20 protein-coding genes and 1 pseudogene are annotated in these 21,175 nt (G+C 71.9%); 12 read left to right on the plus strand and 9 right to left on the minus strand.

Annotated features, from left to right (window positions below; genetic code table 11):
• Positions 1-258 (plus strand): annotated as a pseudogene (locus ACFVH5_RS25715) (diacylglycerol kinase); the annotation flags it as partial.
• A 34-nt stretch (positions 259-292) separates the two neighbouring features.
• Here ACFVH5_RS25715 and ACFVH5_RS25720 read toward each other — a convergent pair.
• Positions 293-754, minus strand: coding sequence for a hypothetical protein (locus ACFVH5_RS25720; RefSeq protein ID WP_385836136.1), 462 nt, complete (start codon positions 752-754; stop codon positions 293-295).
• A 195-nt stretch (positions 755-949) separates the two neighbouring features.
• Between ACFVH5_RS25720 and ACFVH5_RS25725 the strand changes: the two genes are divergently transcribed.
• Together ACFVH5_RS25725 and ACFVH5_RS25730 are read left to right on the plus strand one after the other, a co-directional pair.
• On the plus strand, positions 950-1,246 hold the full coding sequence (locus ACFVH5_RS25725) for a hypothetical protein (RefSeq protein ID WP_385836137.1): 297 nt from the start codon (positions 950-952) through the stop codon (positions 1,244-1,246).
• A 111-nt stretch (positions 1,247-1,357) separates the two neighbouring features.
• A complete protein-coding gene (locus tag ACFVH5_RS25730; protein WP_385836138.1) occupies positions 1,358-1,840 on the plus strand; it encodes a LuxR C-terminal-related transcriptional regulator in 483 nt (160 codons plus the stop codon).
• A gap of 63 nt (positions 1,841-1,903) precedes the next feature.
• Here the strand turns inward: ACFVH5_RS25730 and ACFVH5_RS25735 are convergent, their stop codons facing one another.
• The 3 genes from ACFVH5_RS25735 to ACFVH5_RS25745 form a co-directional block, all read right to left on the minus strand.
• Positions 1,904-4,573: a LuxR C-terminal-related transcriptional regulator gene (locus tag ACFVH5_RS25735; protein WP_385836139.1), complete on the minus strand. Its 2,670-nt coding sequence runs from the start codon at positions 4,571-4,573 to the stop codon at positions 1,904-1,906.
• Between the two features lie 232 nt (positions 4,574-4,805).
• Positions 4,806-5,285, minus strand: a complete 480-nt coding sequence (locus ACFVH5_RS25740) for a DUF1269 domain-containing protein (RefSeq protein WP_385836140.1) — start codon at positions 5,283-5,285, stop codon at positions 4,806-4,808.
• Entirely contained in the window at positions 5,285-5,839 is a 555-nt protein-coding gene (locus ACFVH5_RS25745; protein WP_385836141.1) for a DUF1269 domain-containing protein, read from the minus strand. The genes ACFVH5_RS25740 and ACFVH5_RS25745 overlap by 1 nt, the downstream gene beginning before the upstream one ends.
• A gap of 176 nt (positions 5,840-6,015) precedes the next feature.
• Here ACFVH5_RS25745 and ACFVH5_RS25750 point away from each other — a divergent pair, with 176 nt between their 5' ends.
• Both ACFVH5_RS25750 and ACFVH5_RS25755 read left to right on the plus strand, forming a co-directional pair.
• Positions 6,016-8,727: a glucosidase gene (locus tag ACFVH5_RS25750; protein ID WP_385836142.1), complete on the plus strand. Its 2,712-nt coding sequence runs from the start codon at positions 6,016-6,018 to the stop codon at positions 8,725-8,727.
• Entirely contained in the window at positions 8,724-10,196 is a 1,473-nt protein-coding gene (locus ACFVH5_RS25755; RefSeq protein ID WP_385836143.1) for an alpha-amylase, read from the plus strand. The genes ACFVH5_RS25750 and ACFVH5_RS25755 overlap by 4 nt, the downstream gene beginning before the upstream one ends.
• Positions 10,197-10,221: 25 nt before the next feature.
• On the opposite strand, the gene ACFVH5_RS25760 is transcribed toward ACFVH5_RS25755, so the two are convergent.
• Positions 10,222-11,964 (minus strand): SulP family inorganic anion transporter, encoded by a 1,743-nt coding sequence (locus tag ACFVH5_RS25760; protein ID WP_385836144.1) that lies wholly within the window; start codon positions 11,962-11,964, stop codon positions 10,222-10,224.
• Positions 11,965-12,104: 140 nt separating this feature from the next.
• Here ACFVH5_RS25760 and ACFVH5_RS25765 point away from each other — a divergent pair, with 140 nt between their 5' ends.
• On the plus strand, positions 12,105-13,502 hold the full coding sequence (locus tag ACFVH5_RS25765; RefSeq protein WP_385836172.1) for an MFS transporter: 1,398 nt from the start codon (positions 12,105-12,107) through the stop codon (positions 13,500-13,502).
• 17 nt (positions 13,503-13,519) lie between these two features.
• Here ACFVH5_RS25765 and ACFVH5_RS25770 read toward each other — a convergent pair whose 3' ends face one another.
• Complete coding sequence (locus ACFVH5_RS25770; protein WP_385836145.1) at positions 13,520-13,918, minus strand: RDD family protein; 399 nt, start codon at positions 13,916-13,918, stop codon at positions 13,520-13,522.
• A 65-nt stretch (positions 13,919-13,983) separates the two neighbouring features.
• Positions 13,984-14,481, minus strand: coding sequence for a hypothetical protein (locus ACFVH5_RS25775; protein ID WP_385836146.1), 498 nt, complete (start codon positions 14,479-14,481; stop codon positions 13,984-13,986).
• A gap of 131 nt (positions 14,482-14,612) precedes the next feature.
• Here ACFVH5_RS25775 and ACFVH5_RS25780 point away from each other — a divergent pair, with 131 nt between their 5' ends.
• Positions 14,613-15,377 (plus strand): acyltransferase, encoded by a 765-nt coding sequence (locus tag ACFVH5_RS25780; protein WP_385836147.1) that lies wholly within the window; start codon positions 14,613-14,615, stop codon positions 15,375-15,377.
• A gap of 180 nt (positions 15,378-15,557) precedes the next feature.
• Here ACFVH5_RS25780 and ACFVH5_RS25785 read toward each other — a convergent pair whose 3' ends face one another.
• A complete protein-coding gene (locus ACFVH5_RS25785) occupies positions 15,558-16,409 on the minus strand; it encodes an EamA family transporter (RefSeq protein ID WP_385836148.1) in 852 nt (283 codons plus the stop codon).
• Between the two features lie 93 nt (positions 16,410-16,502).
• On the opposite strand from ACFVH5_RS25785, the gene ACFVH5_RS25790 reads away from it, so the two are divergent.
• Both ACFVH5_RS25790 and ACFVH5_RS25795 read left to right on the plus strand, forming a co-directional pair.
• A complete protein-coding gene (locus ACFVH5_RS25790) occupies positions 16,503-17,075 on the plus strand; it encodes a helix-turn-helix domain-containing protein (RefSeq protein ID WP_385836149.1) in 573 nt (190 codons plus the stop codon).
• A gap of 115 nt (positions 17,076-17,190) precedes the next feature.
• The gene (locus ACFVH5_RS25795; RefSeq protein ID WP_385836150.1) at positions 17,191-17,748 is read left to right on the plus strand and encodes a YbaK/EbsC family protein; all 558 of its coding nucleotides are present in this window, start codon (positions 17,191-17,193) and stop codon (positions 17,746-17,748) included.
• Positions 17,749-17,752: 4 nt separating this feature from the next.
• Here the strand turns inward: ACFVH5_RS25795 and ACFVH5_RS25800 are convergent, their stop codons facing one another.
• Complete coding sequence (locus tag ACFVH5_RS25800; protein ID WP_385836151.1) at positions 17,753-18,901, minus strand: cation diffusion facilitator family transporter; 1,149 nt, start codon at positions 18,899-18,901, stop codon at positions 17,753-17,755.
• 82 nt (positions 18,902-18,983) lie between these two features.
• Between ACFVH5_RS25800 and ACFVH5_RS25805 the strand changes: the two genes are divergently transcribed.
• The 3 genes from ACFVH5_RS25805 to ACFVH5_RS25815 form a co-directional block, all read left to right on the plus strand.
• Complete coding sequence (locus ACFVH5_RS25805) at positions 18,984-19,343, plus strand: ArsR/SmtB family transcription factor (protein WP_385836152.1); 360 nt, start codon at positions 18,984-18,986, stop codon at positions 19,341-19,343.
• A gap of 189 nt (positions 19,344-19,532) precedes the next feature.
• Positions 19,533-20,330: a VOC family protein gene (locus tag ACFVH5_RS25810; protein WP_384808506.1), complete on the plus strand. Its 798-nt coding sequence runs from the start codon at positions 19,533-19,535 to the stop codon at positions 20,328-20,330.
• A gap of 249 nt (positions 20,331-20,579) precedes the next feature.
• On the plus strand, positions 20,580-21,175 hold a 596-nt coding region (locus ACFVH5_RS25815), incomplete at its 3' end, for an MHYT domain-containing protein (protein WP_385836153.1).

The raw sequence follows: 21,175 nt of genomic DNA on the forward strand, positions 1-21,175 counted from the left end.
ACGGCGGGGTCGGTGGGCGTCTCCCCCGCCGTGTCGGGTACCGGTGTGGGCGTCGACGGCGAGGCGCTGAACCTGAGCGTCCCCGTGCGCTGCGAGGCCCGGCCGGGTGCGCTGCGCGTGCTGGTGCCGCGTGAGCGTCCGGGGACGCGCTCACCGCTGCCGCGCCTCGACTGGGCGCGGATCGCCCGGCTCGCCCTGCCGTCGGCCCGCGGTGCCGCCCGCCCGACGGCGGCGCGGCCGGCGGAGCCCGGCGGGTGAGCCGGACGGGCCGGGGCGACCGGATGAGTCCGGGTTACATCGGCGCCCCGTAGATCTTGTGGGCCTGTGCGTGGCCGTAGCTGGCCAGGGACCAGATGACCAGCACGTCGAGGGCGATGATCAGGATCGACCAGAGCGGGTAGTACGGGGTGAAGAAGAAGTTCTCCAGCGCGCTCAGCGCGGCGACCGTGATGCCCACGACGCGCGCCCAGGTCTTGCCCTTGAACACGCTGAAGGCGGCGGCCAGGACGACGATCCCGGAGATCAGGTGGACCCAGCCCCACACATTGATGTTGAGGTCGTACGGGTAGTCGTTCGCCCGGGTGTAGAAGTTGTCCTCCATCAACGCGCCCATGCCGACGAACACCTGGTACGCGCCCACGATGGCCATCATGCAGACGGCGAAGACGACCCCGCCGACCATCAGTGGCTTGATCCGGGGCTCCTGCGGTGGCTGGCCCTGCCGGGTCTGCCCTGCCGAAGTCTGCTCAGCCATGTCGGGTACCTCCTTGTCGGAAGCAGGAGCATCCCGCTGCTTCCGGGGGCTGAGCTTCACCCGCTGTGGATGAGTGTGGTGGTCGTGCACGGACCGGGCCGCCCGTCGCCGTCACCCCCGCTGTGTGATGTGTCCCGCGCACGGCCTGTGAGAATGGTGACGTGACCCGGCCCCGGGCAGCGGAGGTGACGCGGCATGGGAACGGCGGAGGAACGCCCTGGACCCGAGCGGGGCGAGGCGCGGCCCGTGGGCGGGGATTTCGAGATCCGGATCAAGGGCAGGGTCTCCCAGGCCTTCCGCTCCGCCTTCGCCGAGCTGACGGTCACGGTCAGTCCGCCGGAGACCGTCCTGCACGGCGCCCGGCTCGACCAGGCGGCGCTGTACGGGATCCTGGACCGCATCCAGGCCCTCGGACTGGAGCTGGTCGAAGTGCGCCGATTGCCCGAGGGACGAGGTCCCGATACGGATCCCGCTTCCCCCAACACGTCGTAGACAGCATCCGGCATCTGCGTTAAATGGCCCTAAGTCCCCTTCCCGTCCCAAGATCCAGCCCGCACGGTTGCTGTGTACCGCCCCCCGCTCTCTGTCGAGGAGGTGAGTCGCATGCCTGCCGTCCTGAAGGCCGAACGGGGAGGAAGGCAAGGGCACTCCGATGGGCCGGATTTCGAGCGGATCTCCGTGCTGCAGGGCCGGTTACGGGCTCTGGACCGGGCCGCCGAGGACGCGGACACCGTGGTGGCGGCCTGTCTGGTGTGGGTCGCCGACGCACTCACGGACATCGCTGCCGAGTCGGGAGACCCGCGCAGTACGCACCTGTTGCTGGACGAGGCGTCGGCCGCACTGGCCGCCGTGCCCTCCGGTGACGCCGGACGCCCGGACCTCGCGTCGCCGGCCGGTCTCCTGACGGAACGCGAGCACGCGGTGCTCGTCCGGCTCCAGGAGGACGTGCCGCTCCGTCAGATCGCCTCGGAACTCTTCGTCTCGCACAACACGGTGAAAAGCCATGTGCGGGCCGTCTACCGCAAACTCAGGGTCTCGTCGCGCACGGGTGCCGTCGCCCGCGCGAGGCAACTGGGCCTTGTCTGACACGCCGTTCGCGGTCCGTCGCGGCCGTGCGCGGCCCTGCGCGGTCCTCGGCGGCCGTTGGCGTCACAGCAGTTCGAGTTCGCGGGCCCGCCGCACCGCGGCCGAACGCCGGGTCACGGCGAGCTTGCGGTAGACGCTCTTGAGGTGCGTCTTCACCGTGTTGACCGACACGTACAGCTCGTCGGCGATCTCCTCCGTCGTCATCATCTGCGCCAGATGACGCAGGACGTCGTGTTCGCGCGCGCTGAGCGACTCGACCGGGGCCCGGTCGTCCGGCGGCCGGGCATCCGGCGTGCCACGGGCGCCGGGCACCGGCCGTGCGGGGAGCCGGCGGGCGCGTGCCTCGTCGAGCGAGGCGGCGCACGCGTGCCGCACCGACTGCCGCAGCCCTTCGGCGAGCCAGCCGTCCGCCGTGATGTCGGGGATGGCGTCCAGGGTCTCGGGACGCCCCGTGCCGGTCTCCACCGCGGTCATGAGTTTGGCGACCAGGGAGCCGACGCCGGTGACGAAGGGGTCGGGCACCTCGCGCAGGGTGGCGCGGGCCCGGGAGAGTTCGCTCCGCGCGCGCGGAGCGTCGAGGCGGGTCAGGGCGATCCAGGCCCGTACGACGTGCAGCGCGGCCAGGGAGGGGTCCGGCTCCGCAGACGCCTGCGGTACGGGGTGCCGGGCGTGCCCGGCGAACTGGTCCGCGGCCCGGAACCGGCCGCGCAGCACCTCCAGCAGCGCCAGTTCGGAGAGGCAGTCCCGGCGCAGGACGCCGTTCTCGGCGGCGGAGGAGGCCTTGAGGGCCGTGGTCAGGGACGCCTCGGCCGCCTTGAGGTCGCCCTCCCGCAGCTCGGCGCGGCCACGGACCGACAGGGTCAGCGCCACCAGTTCCGGCCGGTCCTCCAGCAGGCCGCGCGGCAGCCGCGAGAAGAGCCGCTCGGCGTCCGCGGCGGCGGACCTCGCCGCCGTCAGGTGCCGGGGGCGGTCCCGCGCCGTCCGGATCACGGAGTGCGCCAGCCGGCACCGGGCGATCCGGTCGGTGCCACCCCCGGGCAGTTCCTCGATCAGCCGGTCGGCGAGGGCCAGGCCGTCCGTGCAGGCCGGCCCGTCGCCCCGGGCGAGCGCGCTCGCCGAGGTGACGAGCGCGGACTCCGGTCCGAGGGCCTCCCGGGAGGCCGCCGCGGGGCCGGAGGATGTCGTCCGGGTCAGCAGTTCGCCGGGCAGCCGGGTGCTCGTCAGGGCGAGAACCTGCCCGATCGCCAGCTGATGCACGACGAGACGGTCGGCGTAGCGGCGGTCGTCCGCGGCGAGGGCATGGCGTACGGCCTCGGCGAGGAGCCCGTGCTCGCCCAGCCATTCGGCCGCCCGCCCGTGCAGATCGGGCACGAGGTCCGGTGCCTCGTGGCGCAGCCGCACCCGCAGCACGTCGGCGAACATCCGGTGGCACCGGTACCACCCGTGACCGATGTGCTGCAGGAAGGAGCTCTGCGCGACGAGCGTGGCGAAGTGCCGGCCGGCCTCCTGGCCCGCGACCTGGGTGGCCAGTTCGGCGTTCAGATGGTCCAGCACGCTGGTCGTCAGCAGGAGCCGGCGCATCGCCGGGGGCTGGCCGTCCAGGACCTCCTCGACGAGGTAGCTGACGATCGCCTCGTCCTCGCCCGCGAACCGTGCCACGAACCGTTCCGGGTGGGGGTGCCCCTGCATGGACATCGCGGCGAGCCGCAGGCCCGCCGCCCAGCCGTCCGCCCGCTCGCGCAGGGTCTTCACCACCGGCCGGGGCACCTCGACACCGTGCTGGGCCAGCAGCGCCGCCGTCTCCCGGTCGTCGAAGGCGAGGTCCCCGGTGCGCAGTTCGGTGAGGTCGCCGGCCAGCCGGTACCGGTGGAGGTGCAGCGGCGGGTCCCGGCGCGAGACCACGACAAGCCGCAGCGTGGGGGTCGCGTGCCGGAGCAGCCGGATCATGCCCTCGGCGACCGGTGAGCCGCTCTCCGGCTGGAAGTCGTCCAGTACGAGGACGACGGGCTCCTCGCGCGCGGCGAGCCCCGCGGCGAGGGCGGCCACGAGCAGTGGCTCTCCGACCGCCGGGGCGGGTGGTACCGGCGCGGGCGGGAAGTCGTGCGGGGCGACTCCGTCGGTGAGGGGCGGGGCGTCGAAGGGGGCACCGTTTGGCCCGGTGCCCCCGGGCGGGGCGGACCGGGCCGTGTCGCGGAGACCCGTGCCTCGTGTCGTGCCGTTGGCGGTCGTTCGTCGGGTGCCGGCAAGTGAGGGCTGGTCGCGCAGTTCCCCGCGCCCCTCAGGGGGCGCCTGTGGCGCATCCCGCTCGCGGCGGGTGCCGGTCGGTGGGGGCTGGTCGCGCAGTTCCCCGCGCCCCTCCAGGGGCGCCCGCGGCGCACCCTCGCCGGAGTCGTAGGGGCCGGTGGTGTCCTCGGCCCGGGTGTCCGGGACCGTGAAGGTCGTGGGGGGCGGGGGCGTGAGCGACGGGAGTTCGACGGATGCCTCGCGCAGGGCCGTGAGGACCCGTGGCCAGAAGACGTCGGGCTGTTCCTCCGCCCCGTCGCAGGTCACCCAGGCCACCGGGCCCGGCGCACGCCGGGTGTGCGCCCACTCCACCGCGAGCGCCGACTTGCCCGCCCCGACCGGTCCCACGACCACGGTCAGCGGCCCCAGCACGCCCTGCGAGAGACGGTCCGTCAGCCGGGGGCGGGGGACCAGCCACGTCGGCAGCGGCGGTACTCCGGGAGGGGACATACGCGGCGCCCGGGCCTGCCGTCTGACAGAGGGTCCGACGCGGGCCGGCGGGGGCGTGAGAGCCGTGTCCGGCGGGCGCCGTCGTTCCGTCCGCTCGTCCATCGACGGTACCTCGCTCCCAGCGCAGTGGACGTCCGCCAGACGAGAGTGTGGCCCGCACCGGGAAGCCGCGGACCGGTGCGGGCCACATCTCACCCGGGTGAAGTCCGGCCGGGCGGTTCGGCGGTCGTCACTACCGCAGGGCGGCGATCAGCTCTTCCTCGCGCTCCTTGGTGAGCGACGTGCGCAGCACGGTGGGACCGAACGGACGCAGCGCCTCACGCACCCGGTCGGACGTCGAACGCCGCACGAGCGCGAAGACGGCGGCCCTGCCCGGTTCGAGCGTGCCCGCGATCTCCTTGATGAACGCGTCGTTGATGCCCACGTCCGTGAGCTTCCCGGCGAGCGCGCCCGTGCCCGCGCCGACCGCGGCACCGAACACCGGCATCAGGAAGAGCAGGCCGAAGAGCGTGCCCCACAGGGCGCCCCCGGCGGCTCCGTGCGCGGTGGGGCTGAAGGACTGGCGGACGTGGATCTTCCCGTCCGGGGTCCGCCAGGCGAGCGCCGCGTCGTCCAGGTCGAGAAGTTCCTGCTTGGACAGGTCCTTCGAGAGGCGCAGCACGGATTCGGCCTTCTCCTTGTCGGAGAAGCCGAGCACGACGAGATCGGTCATCAGGACCTCCTGGTGTTCCGGCCGGGTGTCCGGCCCTTGCGGGTTTGTTCCGAGGCCGCCTCGTCCAGTCGCGCGACGGCGTCGGTGATTTCCATGACCACCAGGCCGAGGGACTCCTCGGTGAGGAAGCCCTCCGCGACGGGCACGCCGCCCGCGTCGCGGATCGCCGCCCTCAGTTCCCTGGCCCAGGTGTGTTCCAGCAGGACGAAGCCGGCGGCGGTTCCCGGGGTCAGTGCCCCCGCGAGGCCCAGGATGTCGTCCGGGGCGAGGCCGAAGGCGTTCCCCTCGGTCAGTGACGGGAACTCCGACTCCGCGCCCTCCAGCACCTCGCGCGAGATGCCCAGCAGCGCGGCGACGGTCTGGCCCATGCCCTCCGCCTGGTAGTCGAGCGTGACGAGACTTCCGTCTGCCTCCTTCTGCACGAAGAGCAGGTCCAGCAAGCGGACTTGGCCGCTGCGGTCGAGCGCCACGAGCTCGTCGATGATCCTTCCCTCGAACTTCGCGTCGGGTCCGAACTCGACCGTCAGCAGTTGCACAGGTCCGATCCTGACCATGACCGCTCCCTTCGATGTGGTCCGTCTCCATCCAGCCGCCTTCCTGCCCGGTGCGCGTCACCCGCCACAGGTGAGGGGAGGGGCCGCCCGGGTCCTCACCCGCGGCAGGTGAGGCACCGCCGGAAGGGGCCGGACAGACTGACGCAGCCCCGGTAGGCCTGTGACAGGGAGCCAGGATGAACGCGCGGACGAGCGGCGAGCGGATCGGTCCGACCGGCGACGACGGAGGCCGATGGCGTCTGTGGGGCCCCTATCTGAGCGAGCGTCAGTGGGGCACGGTCCGGGAGGACTACAGCGACGGCGGTGACGCGTGGTCCTACTTCCCGCACGACCACGCGCGCTCGCGGGCCTACCGGTGGGGCGAGGACGGACTGGGCGGGATCTGCGACGAGAAGCAGCGGCTGTGCCTGGCGCTCGCCCTGTGGAACGGCCGCGACCCGATCCTCAAGGAGCGCGCCTTCGGCCTCACCAACGGCGAGGGCAACCACGGCGAGGACGTCAAGGAGTACTACTTCTATCTGGACAGCACGCCCAGCCACTCCTACATGAAGTACCTCTACAAGTACCCGCAGGCCGAGTTCCCGTACAACGACCTGGTGGCCGTCAACCGTGAACGGAGCAGGCAGGAGTACGAGTACGAACTCCTCGACACCGGTGTCTTCGACGAGAGCCGCTACTTCGACGTGACGGTGGAGTACGCCAAGGCGTCGTCCGACGACGTACTGGCCCGCATCACCGTCGACAACCGCGGCCCCGACGAGGCGACCCTGCACGTCCTGCCGACCCTCTGGTTCCGCAACACCTGGTCGTGGCAGGACGGCGGCGACGCCCCGAAACCGCGGATGAGCGCGGCCGGCGGGCCGGGCGGCACGGCGACGATCCGTGCCGTGCACCCGCAACTCGGCAGCTACGACTGCCGGTTCGGGCAGGAGGTACCGCTGCTGTTCACGGAGAACGAGACGAACGCCGAGCGGCTCTTCGGCTCGCCCAACTCCTCCCCGTACGTCAAGGACGGCATCGGCAGGTACGTGGTCGACGGCGAGCGGGAGGCCGTCAACCCGGCGCGGGAGGGCACCAAGGCGGCGGCGCACCACACGCTCACCGTCGCCGCGGGCGGTTCGGTGACACTGCGGCTGAGGATCGCGCCCACGGACGCCCAGCCGGCCGGCGACCACGGCTTCGACGACCACGGCTTCGAGGCCGTGTTCGAGGAGCGGATCGCCGAAGCCGACGCCTTCTACCGCGGACTGACCCCCGAGGGTGCCGACGAGGACCGGGCCCGGGTGCAGCGGCAGGCGCTCGCCGGGATGCTCTGGTCGAAGCAGTACTACCTGTTCGACCTGGAGACCTGGCTGGCCGAGCACGGCCTGGACCCCTGGAGCATGCCGCGGCCCGGTGTGCGCAACCGCGAGTGGTTCCACATGGTCAGCGACGACATCGTGTCCATGCCGGACAAGTGGGAGTACCCCTGGTTCGCCGCCTGGGACCTGGCGTTCCACACCGTGGCCTTCGCGACCGTGGACGTCCGCTTCGCCAAGGAACAGCTCGAACTGCTGCTCAAGGACACCTTTCTGCACCCCAACGGCCAGATCCCGGCCTACGAGTGGAACTTCGCCGACGTCAACCCGCCGGTGCACGCCTGGGCCGCGTACTTCGTCTACCTGATGGAGGAACGCACCACCGGCCGCGCCGACCGCGAGTTCCTGGAGCGCGCCTTCCAGAAACTCCTGACGAACTTCACCTGGTGGGTCAACCGCAAGGACCCGGACGACCGCAACGTCTTCGAGGGCGGCTTCCTCGGCCTCGACAACATCGGCGTCTTCGACCGCAGCGCGCCCCTGCCCACCGGCGGCCGGCTCGAACAGGCCGACGGCACCGCGTGGATGGCCCTCTACTGCCAGGCGATGCTGCAGATCGCCGTGGAACTCGTCGAACACAACCAGGCGTACGAGGAACTGGTCCTGAAGTTCTTCGAGCACTACCTGTGGATCGCCGCCTCCATGGACCGGGTCGGCGACCTCGGCGACGAACTCTGGGACGAGGAGGACGGGTTCTACTACGACGTCCTGCGGCTGCCCGATGGCCAGGCCGTCCGGCTCAAGGTCCGCTCGATGGTCGGTCTGCTCCCGCTGTGCGCGGCCACCGTCCTGCGGCCGGCCCAGCTGACCCGGGTGTCGGGCCTCGGCGAGAGGCTGCGCCGCTTCGCGGACCGCCACCCCTCGCTCTCCGTCACGCTCACCTCCGTACAGGCGGGTACGACGGGCGGCCCCCGGCTGCTGTCCGTGGTCGACGAGAAGAAACTGCTCAGGGTGCTCTCGTACCTGCTGTCCGAGGAGGAGTTCCTCAGCCCGTACGGCATCCGGTCCCTCTCCCGCCACCACGCCGAACACCCCTACCGCTTCTGGGTGCGCGGCGAGGAGTACCGGGTCGGCTATCTGCCCGCCGAGTCGGACACGGGCATGTTCGGCGGCAACTCCAACTGGCGCGGACCCGTGTGGTTCCCCATGAACGCCCTCGTCGTCCGGGCCCTGCTCAACCTGTACGGCTTCTACGGCGACGACCTCACCGTGGAGTGCCCGACGGGGTCCGGCGTGCGGATGACCCTCTTCGAGGTCGCCCAGGAGATCTCCGAGCGGCTCACCCGGCTCTTCCTGCGCGGCGAGGACGGACGCAGGCCCGTCCACGGAGGCCAGCGGATCCTCCAGGACGACCCGCACTGGCGGGACCTGATCTCGTTCTACGAGTACTTCCACGGTGACAACGGCGCCGGGATGGGCGCGGCCCACCAGACCGGCTGGACGGGACTGGTCGCCACACTGATGACGGTCTTCGGCACGCTCACCCCGAACGACTTCCTGACCGACCGCGCCAAGAAGGGGACACCATGAGCACGATCCCCGCACAGCCCGTCGTCCACGAGGTCAACACCCGTGTCTGGCTCCGTGAGATCCAGCGGCGGACCGGCCGCCGCGGGGGACTGGGCGACGTCCCCAAGGACGCCTGGGACGAGGTCACCCCGCACGGCATCGACGCCGTCTGGCTCATGGGCGTGTGGGAGCGCAGCCCGCAGGGCCGGGACATCGCGCTGCGGGACCCGTCCCTGCGCGCCGCCTTCACCCGGGCCGTCCCCGACCTCCAGGAGGAGGAGATCGCCGGGTCGCCGTACTGCATCCGCCGCTACGAGGTCGACGCGGACCTCGGCGGGAGCGCGGGACTCGCCGCCGCGCGCGCCGAACTGGCGGGCAGGGGCATCGGACTGCTCCTCGACCACGTGCCCAACCACGTGGCGCCGGACAGCCCCTGGACGACCGCGCACCCGGAGTACTTCGTCCGGGGGAGCGAGGACGACCTGCGCGGAGATCCGGCGGCCTACCTCTCCGTCGAAGGCCAGGTCCTCGCCCGTGGCCGCGACCCCTTCTTCCCGCCCTGGCCGGACGTGGTGCAGCTCAACGCCTTCGAACCCGCCCTGCGCGCGGCCACCACGGACGTCCTCATGCGGATCGGCGACCTGTGCGACGGGGTCCGCTGCGACATGGCGATGCTCATGATGAACGACATCTTCGCCCGGACCTGGGGCGAGCGTGCGGGCGAGCGGCCGGCCGAGGACTTCTGGCCCACCGTCATCGCCGGCGTACGCCGAGGACATCCCGGCATGATCTTCGCCGCCGAGGCCTACTGGGACCGCGAGTTCGACCTGCAGCAGCAGGGCTTCGACTTCTGCTACGACAAACGGCTCTACGACCGGCTGCTGCACGAGGGCCCCGAGTCCGTCCGCGGACACCTCACGGCGGACGAGGCCTACCAGCGCAAGCTCGTACGGTTCCTGGAGAACCACGACGAGCCACGCGCCGCGTACACGATGGACCCGGCGAAGGAGCGGGCCGCGGCCGTCATGATCGCCACCCTGCCCGGGGCGACCCTGTGGCACGAGGGGCAGTTCACCGGGCGCCGCACCCAGCTGCCGGTCTTCCTGGACCGGCGGCCCGACGAGACACCGGACACCGCGCTGCGCGCCTTCCACGAGACGCTGCTCGGCGCCGTCCACCGGAGCGGGATGCGCACCGGACAGTGGCGGCTCCTCGACTGCGAGGGCTGGCCCGACAACTCCTCCCACCGCGATCTGCTCGCCTGGGGCTGGTCGGGCGGGGCGGGCCGCTTCCTGACCGTGGTCAACCTCTCCGGACAGCGGGCCCAGGCGAAGATCCGCCTGCCGTGGCCCGAACTCGGCCCCGAAGAACGGACGTTGACCAGTCTGCTCGACGCCGCCCGGTACACGCGCTCCGGCGCCGAACTGACCGGTCCGGGACTCTTCGTCGACCTCGACGCCTGGGACACGCACGTCCTCTCCGTCGGCTAGGCGGGCCGGCCGGTCGCCGGTCCGCTCAGTCCTGGGACGGCGGCGGCCGGACCGCCGCCGCCCACCGGGCGCCCGTCTCCTCCCGGTAGGCGGCGACGGCGGCCTCGATGGTGGGGAAGAAGTGTCCCGGCTCGATGGTCCGGGTCAGTCCGTACCGCTCGATCTTGCGCCGCACCGGGTCCTTCAGCTCGGCGAACACCAGGCTGACGCCGCGTTCGTTCAGCGCCTCGTCCAGCTCCTCCAGCTCGTCGGCGGCCGTGGTGTCCACGTCGGTCACCGGCTCGGCCGCGATCAGCACCCAGACGGGCTGCGGTTCGCCGAGGGCCAGCCGTGTCACCTCGTTGCGGAAGGCCTTGGCGTTGGCGAAGAACAGCGGACCGTCGAAGCGGTGGATCACCAGTCCGGGCAGATGCTCGGCCTCCGGGTACGAGCGGATGTCGTGGTAGCCCTCAAGCCCCGGCACCCGCCCCAGGACGGTGTTGTACGGCCACCAGGCCCGCCGGAAGACATTGAGGATCGACAGGCCCACGGCGACGGCGATCCCGGGCAGCACGCCGAGCAGGGCCACACCCAGGAAGGCCGCGATCGCCAGCAGGAACTCCGTCCTGCGCTGACGCCACAGCCGTACCGTCCCCGGCAGGTCGGCCAGGGACAGCGACGCCGTGATCACCACCGCGGCCAGCGCGGGCTGGGGCAGATTGCGGAACAGCCCGGGGAGCAGCACCAGCATGAGGACGATCAGGCCGGCTCCGACGACCCCGGTGATCTGACTCCGCGCGCCCGCCCGTTCGGCCACGGCCGTGCGTGACCCGCTCGTGCTGACGGGGAAGCCCTGGAAGAGTCCGGCGGCCACGTTCGCCGCGCCGATCGCGACCATCTCCTCGTTGCCGCGGACCTCCTGGCCCGAGCGGGTGGCGAACGCCGTGGCGTTGGAGATGGTGTCGGCGAGCGAGACGAGCGCGATGCCCAGCGCGCCGACGAAGAGCGGGCCGAGGTCGTCCCAGCGGATGTCCGGCCAGGTCAGCGGCGGGAAACCGCGGGGGAGTTCACCGACCAGGCCGACGCCGTGCCGGCCCAGGTCGAGGAGCGAGGTCGCGGCGATCGCCAGCAGCACCATGACGAGGACCGCCGGAACCTTCGGCAGCCATCGCTGCAGGACCAGGATCAGGACGATCCCCGTGACCCCCACCGCCACGGCGGCGGGCACCGCCTTCCCGTCGGTCAGCCCCTGGAAGAAGTCCCCGACCTCGGCGAGCAGCCCGTCGGCGTCCGTCTTGAAGCCGAACAGCTTCGGCAGCTGCCCGATCAGGATGGTGAGCGCCAGGCCGTTCATGTAGCCGATCATCGTGGGCTTGGAGATGAGGTCGGCGATGAAGCCGAGCTTGGCCACCCCCGCCAGGATCGTGATCGCCCCGACCATGAGCGCGAGCATCGAGGCGAGCGCCACGGCACGCGTGCTGTCCCCTCCCGCGACGATCAGCGGCAGGACCGTGGCGGCGATCATGGGGCCCAGCGAGGAGTCCGGGCCGAGCACCAGGATGCGTGACGGGCCGAAGACGGCGTAGGCGAGCAGACAGAGCACGGACGTGTACAGACCGGTGATCGCGGGCAGTCCCGCCAGCTCCGCGTACGCCATGCCCTGCGGCACGAGCAGCGTGGTGAGGACGACACCCGCGACGACGTCCTTGACGAGCCACTCCCGCCGGTAGGCCAGGACCGTACGCAGGCCCGGCGGGACGCTCGACGCGCTCTTCCTGTCACCTGGCATCGCGGCCCTCCGCCCGGTCCCTCGCCCATCGACATTTAGCCCCTGGCGCACGAACCCGTCGTCACCTCGCAAGGGTGATGACGGGCGATCAGCGGCCACGGACGATGTTCGCATCCGAACGTCCGGGAGCCGACATGGCCATGCCACCGAACCCCCCTGAAACGAGGGCCCCGGGACAGACAGCGCGCCCCGCGCGACGCGTCCTGGCCCCGCTCGCGCTCGCCCAGTTCATCTGCAGTTACGCCGGCTCCAACATGAACGTCATGATCAATGACATCAGCGAGGACCTGGACACCTCCGTCCAGGGCGTGCAGACCGTCATCACGGTCTTCCTGCTGACGATGGCGGCGCTGATGATCCCGGGCGGGAAGCTGACCGACCGCTACGGCCGCAAACGCTGCTTCCTCGCCGGCCTCACCGTCTACGGGGTGGGAGCCGTGCTCAGCGCGCTCGCTCCGGGCCTGGGGGTCCTCGGCCTCGGCTACTCGATCCTCCAGGGAATCGGCACGGCCCTGCTCATCCCGCCCGTCTACATCCTCACCACGCTCCTGTTCCCCGACGTGACCTCCCGGGCCCGCGCGTTCGGGACCGTCATGGCGCTGGGCGGGATCGGCGCCGCCGCGGGGCCGCTGATCGGCGGGCTCATCACCTCGGCGATCGGCTGGCGGGCCGCCTTCGTCTTCCAGGCCGCGGTGGTCGCGCTGATCATCGTGCTGAGCCGCCACGTCCGGGACCCCCTGCCGCCCGAGCCGGACCGGCACTTCGACACCGGCGGAGCCGTCCTGTCCGCGGTCGGCCTCGTCCTCGTCGTCATGGGCATCCTGGCCGCCGACGACAACGGCTGGCTCATGGCGGGCCTGCTGGTGCTCGGCGCGCTCGTCCTGGTGTGGCTCTTCCGCTGGGTGCGAACGAAGGAACGGTCCGGCAGGGAGCCGCTGTTCTCGACGAGCCTGTTCCACGACCGCACGTCCAACCTCGGACTCGTCACCCAGCACGCCCAGTGGTTGATGCTGATGGGGGTGTCGTTCGTGGTGGCCGCGTATCTCCAGGTCGTGCGCGGATACGACGCGATAGAGACCGGCGCGATCTTCACCGCGGCCACCCTCGGCATCCTCGCGGCCTCGCTCGCCGCCGAGCGCCTGGTGCAGCGGTGGGCGCAGCGGACGCTCATCATCGTCGGCTTCGGCGTCACGATCTGCGGGATTGCTCTGCTCATCGTCATGGCCTCCGGCTCACCGAGCGTCTGGGCCTTCACCCCCGGACTGCTCCTCATCGGCCTGGGACTCGGCGTGATGCTCACCCCGTCGGTCAATGTCGTCCAGTCGAGCTTCGGCGAGGACCGGCAGGGCGAGATCTCGGGGCTGTCCCGCAGCGTGTCGAACCTCGGCTCGTCGCTCGGCACGGCCATCGCGGGCACGATCCTGGTCGCCGACCCCGCCGCGGGACCGTACGCGGTGGCCCTGGGCGTGCTGGCCTTCGTCGGCCTGGGCGGACTCACCGCCGCGGCCATGCTGCCCAGGCGGCAGCCCGGCGCGTAGACATACGTGACGGCCTGTCACATCCTGTCGTGGCGGACGGCGGTGGCCAGGACGAGATCCTGCACCGACGCACGCCGCCTGCTCACCGGAATCCACAGCAGGCCCAAGGGGAACACCACGCACAACGCGGCCCGCGCGAGGGCCCGGAGGACACCCGGCGGCCCGCCCGAGCGTACGGTGACGCGCAGGCCCAGCAGCCTGCCGCCCACGGTGCTGCCGGTCACGACCCAGCTGCCGGCGAGGTAGAGCAGGGCGATGGTCCAGCCGCACAGCCCGGAGAGCCAGACCGGCGGGTCGGGCAACCGGAACGGCGGCCCGCTGACGAGCAGCCGCACGGCGCCGGCCCCGAACTGCACGGCGAGCCCGAGCCCGACGATCACGAACGCGTCGACCATGCCCGCCAGGGCCCGTGACACGAGCCCCGCGGCTTCCCCCCGCGGGCTTCCGGCCCGCTCCGCCCCCGTCACGGTCCCCCCCCCCGTCAGAGCGTCGGCTCGCGGGACGGCCCAGGACCGGACACGGACACCACCACGGAACCCTGGTCCGAGTCCGGCTCGTCCCCCTGCTCCGTGTCGGGTCTGCGCAGCAGGCGGTCCGCGATGCGGTCCACCATCCGGTCGGCCCGCATGCTCCGGGCCCGGAGCCCGTGGACGGTCTCGCCGGCCATTCCGCCGCCGGTGTCGCGGACGATACGGCCGAGGTCGATCTCCTCCAGCACGTCCTTGGCGACGACGGCCAGATCGATGCGGTCGAGCACGGCGTCGAGATTCAGCCGGGCCGCGATCCGGTCGACGTCGACGCGCTCGGCGACCCGGTTCACATCGACGCGGGACACGAGCTCGTCCAGGTCCATCCGGTCGACGACCGCGGCCGTCAGCCGGCGGATCGCCGTGTCGGTGACGTCGGCGGCGGCCCCCAGCGTGAAGCGCGCCAGGCGTCCGGCCGTATGGAAAGGATGAACAGCGCGGTACCAGGTCATTGCGCCAGCGCACCTCCGACGGGGTGCGGGCGCATCATCCGTTGCGGGTGAACCGCAGGTCGGTGGCGGTGGGGCGAAGATCACAGGCGGCCGAGCTCTTGGGCAGACGTGACGCTGAGTACGGTGAGCGGGTGCCCAAGAGCAAGAACACGTTCTCGTCCCGGCGGAGCCGCCTCGTCCAGCGGGCCGTCCACGCGGGCTGGTCCTGGGTGCAGCGGACCGGCGCGGTGACGGCCGAGCGGCCGGGGCGGCTGCGGTTCGGTGCGATGGGGACGGGCACCCGGCTGGCGTTCCCGCAGGGCACGGTGTTCGGCGAGCCGTGGATCCACCTCGGCGACCACTGCATCATCGGTGAACAGGTCACGCTGACGGCCGGGTTGATGCCCGACCTCGACCTCGGCGCGGAACCGATCCTGCGGCTGGGCGACGGTGTCGTCCTCGGCCGGGGCAGCCATGTCATCGCCGACACGACGGTCACGATCGGCAGCGACTGCTACTTCGGGCCCTACGTGTACGTGACGTCCACGAACCACTCGTACGACGATCCGCAGATGCCCATCGGCAAGCAGTGGCCGCGGATGGAGCCCGTGGAGATCGGCCCCGGCTGCTGGATCGGCACGGGCGCGGTGATCCTGCCCGGGGCGCGGATCGGCCGGAACGTCGTGGTGGCGGCGGGCGCGGTGGTACGCGGCGTGGTCCCCGACCACGCGGTGGTGGCGGGCGCACCGGCCCGGGTGGTCCGCCGCTGGACCCCGGCCGAAGGCTGGCAACCCCCTCTGCGCACCCCGGCCCCGACCCCGATCCCGGCCGACATCACCCCAGAACAACTACTGGCCCTGTCAGAACTGGACGAACAGAGCATCAGAGCCCTGAGAGCAATAGACGACGCCCCATAGGGATCACGCCCAGGCAGCGGCCCCGCAAGGGGCGCGGGGAACGGCGCGCTGAGCCACGACGCACCTGCGGCCGAAGACGCATCCCCAGGCCCCCACCCCCTAAGGGGCGCGGGGAACGGCGCGCTAAGCCACAACGCACCCGCAGCCGACGCACAACCCCAGGCGGAGCCACCCCCCCCATCACCCCGTGGCCAACAGCACCGTTCCCACAAGCGCAAGCCCCGCCCCAACCGCCTGCACCCCCCGCAACCGCTCCCGCAGGACCCCACGGGCCGCCACGGCCGTGACCACCGGATACAACGAGGCAAGAACCGCGGCCACAGCAACCGGCCCCCGCTGAGCGGCCAGCGAATACGTGCCGTTGGCCGCCACATCCGCAAGCCCCACGAACGCGAAGGCCGGCACCGCCCGCCAGGCGACCCGGGGCGGAGCCACCCGACCCCGTCGCACGGACACGCACAACGCAGCCCCACCGGCGACGACGTTCGTGACGCGCTGCACGAACAGCGCCAGGAACAGCCCGGTGAGCGTGGTCGACGCCTCGGCGATGAGCGTCATCACCGTCCCGAAGCCGAACGCGGCGAGCAGCGTGAGCAGCACGGCCTGCCGCTGCACGGCCGCGCCCCTGAACTGCGGCCCACCCGCCAGGAGGACTCCCGCGACGGCGACCGCGATCCCCACGAACTGCATCGGCCCGGGACGCTCCCCGAGAGCGAGCCCGACCCCCACCGGCACGGCGACCCCGATCGAACCGAGGGGCGAGACGACCCCCATCGGCCCGAGCGCGAGTGCCTTGTAGAAGGCCAGCATCGCGACGGGCCCGACCAGTCCCGCCGCCACCGCGAACCACAACCGCGGACCGGTCTCGCTCCAGGCGCCCGTCGCGAGGACGATCGTGCCCAGCACCGCCGTGGCGATCGACTGCGAGACGACCACCACCGTCAGTGCGGGGGTACGCCGTGTCAGCAAGCCGCCGCCGAAGTCGGCCAGCCCCCACAGGAAGCTGGTGGCCAGGGCGAACAGTGCTGTCATCAAGTGCCTCGCAGTACAGTTCGGTGAACGATCCGGTGCACCCCACCGTAGTTCAGTTCATTAGACTCTGTCATCCAGAATATTGGACGGAATGTGTCGGACCTCGACCTCCTGACCCAGTCGCTGGCGCGCAACGTCAAGCGCTGGCGCACCGAGCGCGGCTTCACCCTCGACGCCCTCGCGGCCCGCGCCGCGGTCAGCCGCGGCATGCTCATCCAGATCGAGCAGGCCCGCACCAACCCCAGCCTCGGCACCGTCGTGAAGATCGGTGACGCGCTCGGCATCAGCATCACGACCCTGCTCGACTACGAGCAGGGTCCGAAGGTCCGGATCGTCCCGGCGGAGCAGGCCGTACGGCTCTGGCACACGGACGCGGGTAGCTACAACCGCCTCCTCGCGGGCACCGAGGCCCCCGGCCCCCTGGAGATGTGGGACTGGCGGCTGATGCCGGGCGAGGGCAGCCCCTCGGATCCGCACCCCACGGGCACGGTCGAACTCATCCACGTCACGAGGGGCGAACTGGCGCTCACCGTCGACGGCACGGAGTACCGCGTCCCGGCCGGTTCGAGCGCCTCCTTCGAGGCCAACACCCCCCACACGTACGCCAACGCGGGCGACGTACCCGTGGAGATGGTCATGGCGGTCTCGGTCCCCGGCGTGCACTGAGTCCCGTACGGCCTCGTACGGCCTCGTGCGGCGGTCGTACGGCCCTGTGCGGATGCCCTCCGTGCGAGGCCGAGGCCCCGGCGGGAGCCGTTCGCCCGGCTGTTAGCGTGCCGTCATGCGCGCACCCATCGGACACTTCGACGACGCCACGCCCGCCACCGAACGCCTCGACGTGCTGACCCGCCCGGTCGCCGACGCCGTACGCGACTGGCGCGGCAGCGTCCCCGCCGAGCAGATCGTGTACGTGGACACGGAGCCGGAGTGGGCCGACACGGCCACGTTCCTCGAACACTACGGTCCGGAACTCCTGGACCGGTCCGCGAACTGCGTGGTCGTCGCGGGCAAGCGCGGCGGGGAGACCACGCTCGCCGCGTGCGTGGTGCTGTCCGCCACCCGCGTCGACGTGAACGGCGTGGTCCGGCGGCAACTCGGCGCGCGCAAGGCGTCGTTCGCGGCGATGGACACGGCGACCGGCGAGACCGGCATGGAGTACGGCGGCATCACCCCGCTCGGACTGCCCGCCCACTGGCCGGTGTTGGTGGACTCGGCCGTCGTCGACCTGCCGTACGTGCTGGTGGGCAGCGGCCGGCGGCGCGGAAAGCTGCTCGTGCCCGGGAAGGCTTTCGCGGAACTGCCGAACGCCGTCGTCCTGGAGGGACTCGGGGGCGCCTGACCGTTCAGGCGGGCCCCGTCGCGTGGTGGGCCAGCGCCAGATGAGGGTCCGACTCGCCCGGCGCGGGTGACGGATCGGCGTGCACGAGGGCCGCGGTGAGGCCCGGTACGGCGTGCAGCAGGGCGTGTTCGGCCGCGACCGCCACCCGGTGGGCCGCGCGCACGCTCGACTCCCCGTCGACGACCACGGCCACCTCGGCGCGCAGCCGGTGGCCGATCCAGCGCAGCCGCAGTTCGCCGACCCCACGTACACCGGGTACGTCCCGCAACGCCCGCTCGGCCGCGTCGAGCAGGGCCGGGTCGACGGCGTCCATGACCCGGCGGAACACCTCGCGCGCGGCGTCGCGCAGCACCAGTAGCAGGGCCGCCGTGATCGCCAACCCGACCACCGGGTCGGCGAGTTGCCAGCCGATCGCCGCGCCACCCGCGCCCAGCAGCACGGCGAGCGAGGTGAAGCCGTCCGTCCTCGCGTGGAGTCCGTCCGCGACCAGCGCGGCCGAGCCGATCTCGCGGCCGACGCGGATGCGGTAGCGGGCCACCCACTCGTTGCCCACGAAGCCGATGACGGCCGCGGCGGCGACCACCGGCAGGTGCTCGACGGGGCGCGGATCGAGCAGCCGGTCGATCGCCGTCCAGCCCGCGAAGACCGCGGAGGCCGCGATCGTCAGCACGATCACCAGTCCCGCCAGATCCTCCGCCCGGCCGTACCCGTACGTGAACCGGCGGTCGGCCGCCCGCCGCCCCAGGACGAAGGCGATGCCGAGCGGTACGGCGGTGAGCGCGTCCCCCGCGTTGTGCACGGTGTCCCCGAGCAGCGCCACCGAGCCGGAGAGGGCGACGACGACCGCCTGGGCCGCGGCGGTCGCACCGAGGACGGCCAGCGAGATCCAGAGCGTACGGATACCGCGGGCCGAGGACTCCAGGGCGGAGTCGACCTTGTCGGTGGTCGCGTGGGAGTGCGGGGTGAGGAGATGGGTCAGCCGGTGCCGCAGCCGGTGCCCGGTCCGGGACGCACTCCCTGAGCGATGCCCGTGCTCATCCCCGTGCCCGTCCCCATGGTCCTCCGGATGCCCATGCCCATGCCCATGCCCGTGTGCATGCCCGTGCTCCCGGTCCCGCTCGTGCCCGTGCCCGTGATCGTGCTCAGTGCTCACCTGATCGCCTTTCCGGGATGTCCGTGAACGAGGTGGACCCGACCAGGTGGACCTGACCGCCCCACCGAGCCATTATGTGCGTATGAGCGCACGCATGCACCTATCACCTGCGCACGATGAGCATCCGCGCACCCCGGGCGACGAACAGTTCGCCCTCGCCGCCGAACTCTTCGCCCTCCTGGGTGATCGCACCCGTCTCGTCCTGCTGCACGCCCTGACCGAGGACGAGGCGGACGTCACGACCCTCACGGAGCGGTGCGGGGCCGCCCGTCCGGCGGTCAGCCAGCACCTGGCCAGGCTGCGGCTCGCGGGCCTCGTCAACACACGCAAGGAGGGCCGCCGGGTGATCTATTCGCTGCGGGACGGGCATCTGCGGCGGGTCGTCGACGAGGCGCTGAATCTGGCCGACCACCGGCTGAGCGACAGGCCGGCGCACGATTGAGCGGTCCTGGGCGCCGGTTTGTTTCGCGCCCGAGCGCCGGGTACTCGGGGCGTGGGACCCCGCCCGCCTCCGGGCGAAGGAGGCGGGAGCGGGGGATGCTGAGGAAGACGGCACCACGGCCCGGCCAGTGCTCCCGACGCTGTCGGGTGCCGCCCACACCCCTCGGCACGATTCAGGAACGGTACTGCCATGAACAGCGACGCAAGAGTCCGCAACGACGTCGTCTCCAGCCACTCGGTCGCGGGAGCCCCGTGCTGGGTCAGTCTGACGGCGCGCGACCAGCAGGCCGCCGAGGACTTCTACCGGGCGGTGCTGGGGTGGCGGTTCCGGACGACCGCGCTGATGGACCGGTTCCGGATCGCCTACGCGGACGGGGTGCCGGTCGCGGGCATCGCGGCGGTGGCCACGATGTGGCAGATGGCCGTCGCCTGGACCCCGTACTTCGCCGTGGACAGCGCCGACGAGGCGGTGGCCCGCGGCCAGGAACGCGGCGGTACGGCGGCGGTCGGGCCCATCGGCTTCCCGCCGGGCCGGGCGGCCCTGCTGGCGGACCGCGACGGAGCCGTCTTCGGTGTCTGGGAGGGCCAGCTCGTCGCCGGCTGGGAGACGTGGCGCCGGGCCGCCCCCGCCTTCTTGCGACTGCACACGCGCAACGCCTTCGACGCCGCCATGTTCTACGGCGGGGTGCTGGAGTGGGCGACCTCGCGGCCCGGCTGCTGCGAGGTGCACTACGACGGGGACGAGGTCGTCCTGCGCAGCGACGGCGACGTGGTGGCCCGTATCCACTCCGGCGCGGTGGAGGCCGCCCCCGATCCCACGATCCGGCCCCACTGGCAGGTCCATTTCTCCGTCGCGGACGTCGAGACCTGCATCCGCGCGGCGCTGCGGCACGGCGGTACGGTCCGGGACGGCGCGACCAGCACGGAGGCGGTGCTGCGGGATCCCGACGGGGCGCAGTTCACCGTGACGTCCAAGCCTCAGGTCTGAGGTCTGAGGAGGCCTGAGGGCGCCTGGAGGGGTCTGAGGAAGTCTGTGGTCGGGGTCGGGGTCGGGTGACCGTGGTCGTGGGCCGCGCCACCGGAATGTTTCCCTCCGGCTCAATAGGGCCTCTTCGTGACCGGAATTGGCCGCTACGGAACTCCGTTGGCTGCAATTGCACGAAAACCCTTGCTGCCGCCCTGTTGTGGCACGTACATATGTCCCCGCAACAGTCGTATTCCGGGGGGATGTTGGCATATGCAAGGCACAGTCGACGGATTCAGCTACGGAACGGTCACACCGCTCGCGGCCTATGCCATTGCCTGTCTGGGAGCCGCGCTGGGACTGCGCTGCATCACCAGGTCCCTGCGCGACGACCGGTCCTGGAGACCGGGGTGGCTCGCGCTCGGAGCGGCTTCGATCGGCTGCGGCATCTGGACGATGCACTTCATCGCCATGATCGGATTCCAGGTCGAGGAAAGCCGTATCCGTTACGACGTCGGCCTGACGATTCTCAGCCTCGCGGTGGCGGTCGCCGTGGTCGGTCTCGGTGTCTTCGCCGTCGGCTATCGCGGTGCGAACACGACGACCCTGCTGATCGCGGGCGCGTTCACCGGCCTCGGGGTCGCCGCCATGCACTACATAGGCATGGCGGCCATTCGTCTGAACGGCGACCTGCGGTACGAGGTCCGTACCGTCGCGCTCTCCGTCCTGATCGCCGTCGTCGCCGCGACCCCCCCGCGCGGGGCGGCGGTGGCGCTCCGCGGCGTCCAGACCCGCCGGGCCCCGCGGCGGGTCCTGGGTGTGGCCGTCACCCGGCTGGACCACACGGGGGTGGCGGCCGGCAGTGGGCA

Origin of the sequence: Streptomyces sp. NPDC127119, from assembly GCF_042677425.1 — a bacterium.
Taxonomy (GTDB): Bacteria; Actinomycetota; Actinomycetes; order Streptomycetales; family Streptomycetaceae; genus Streptomyces.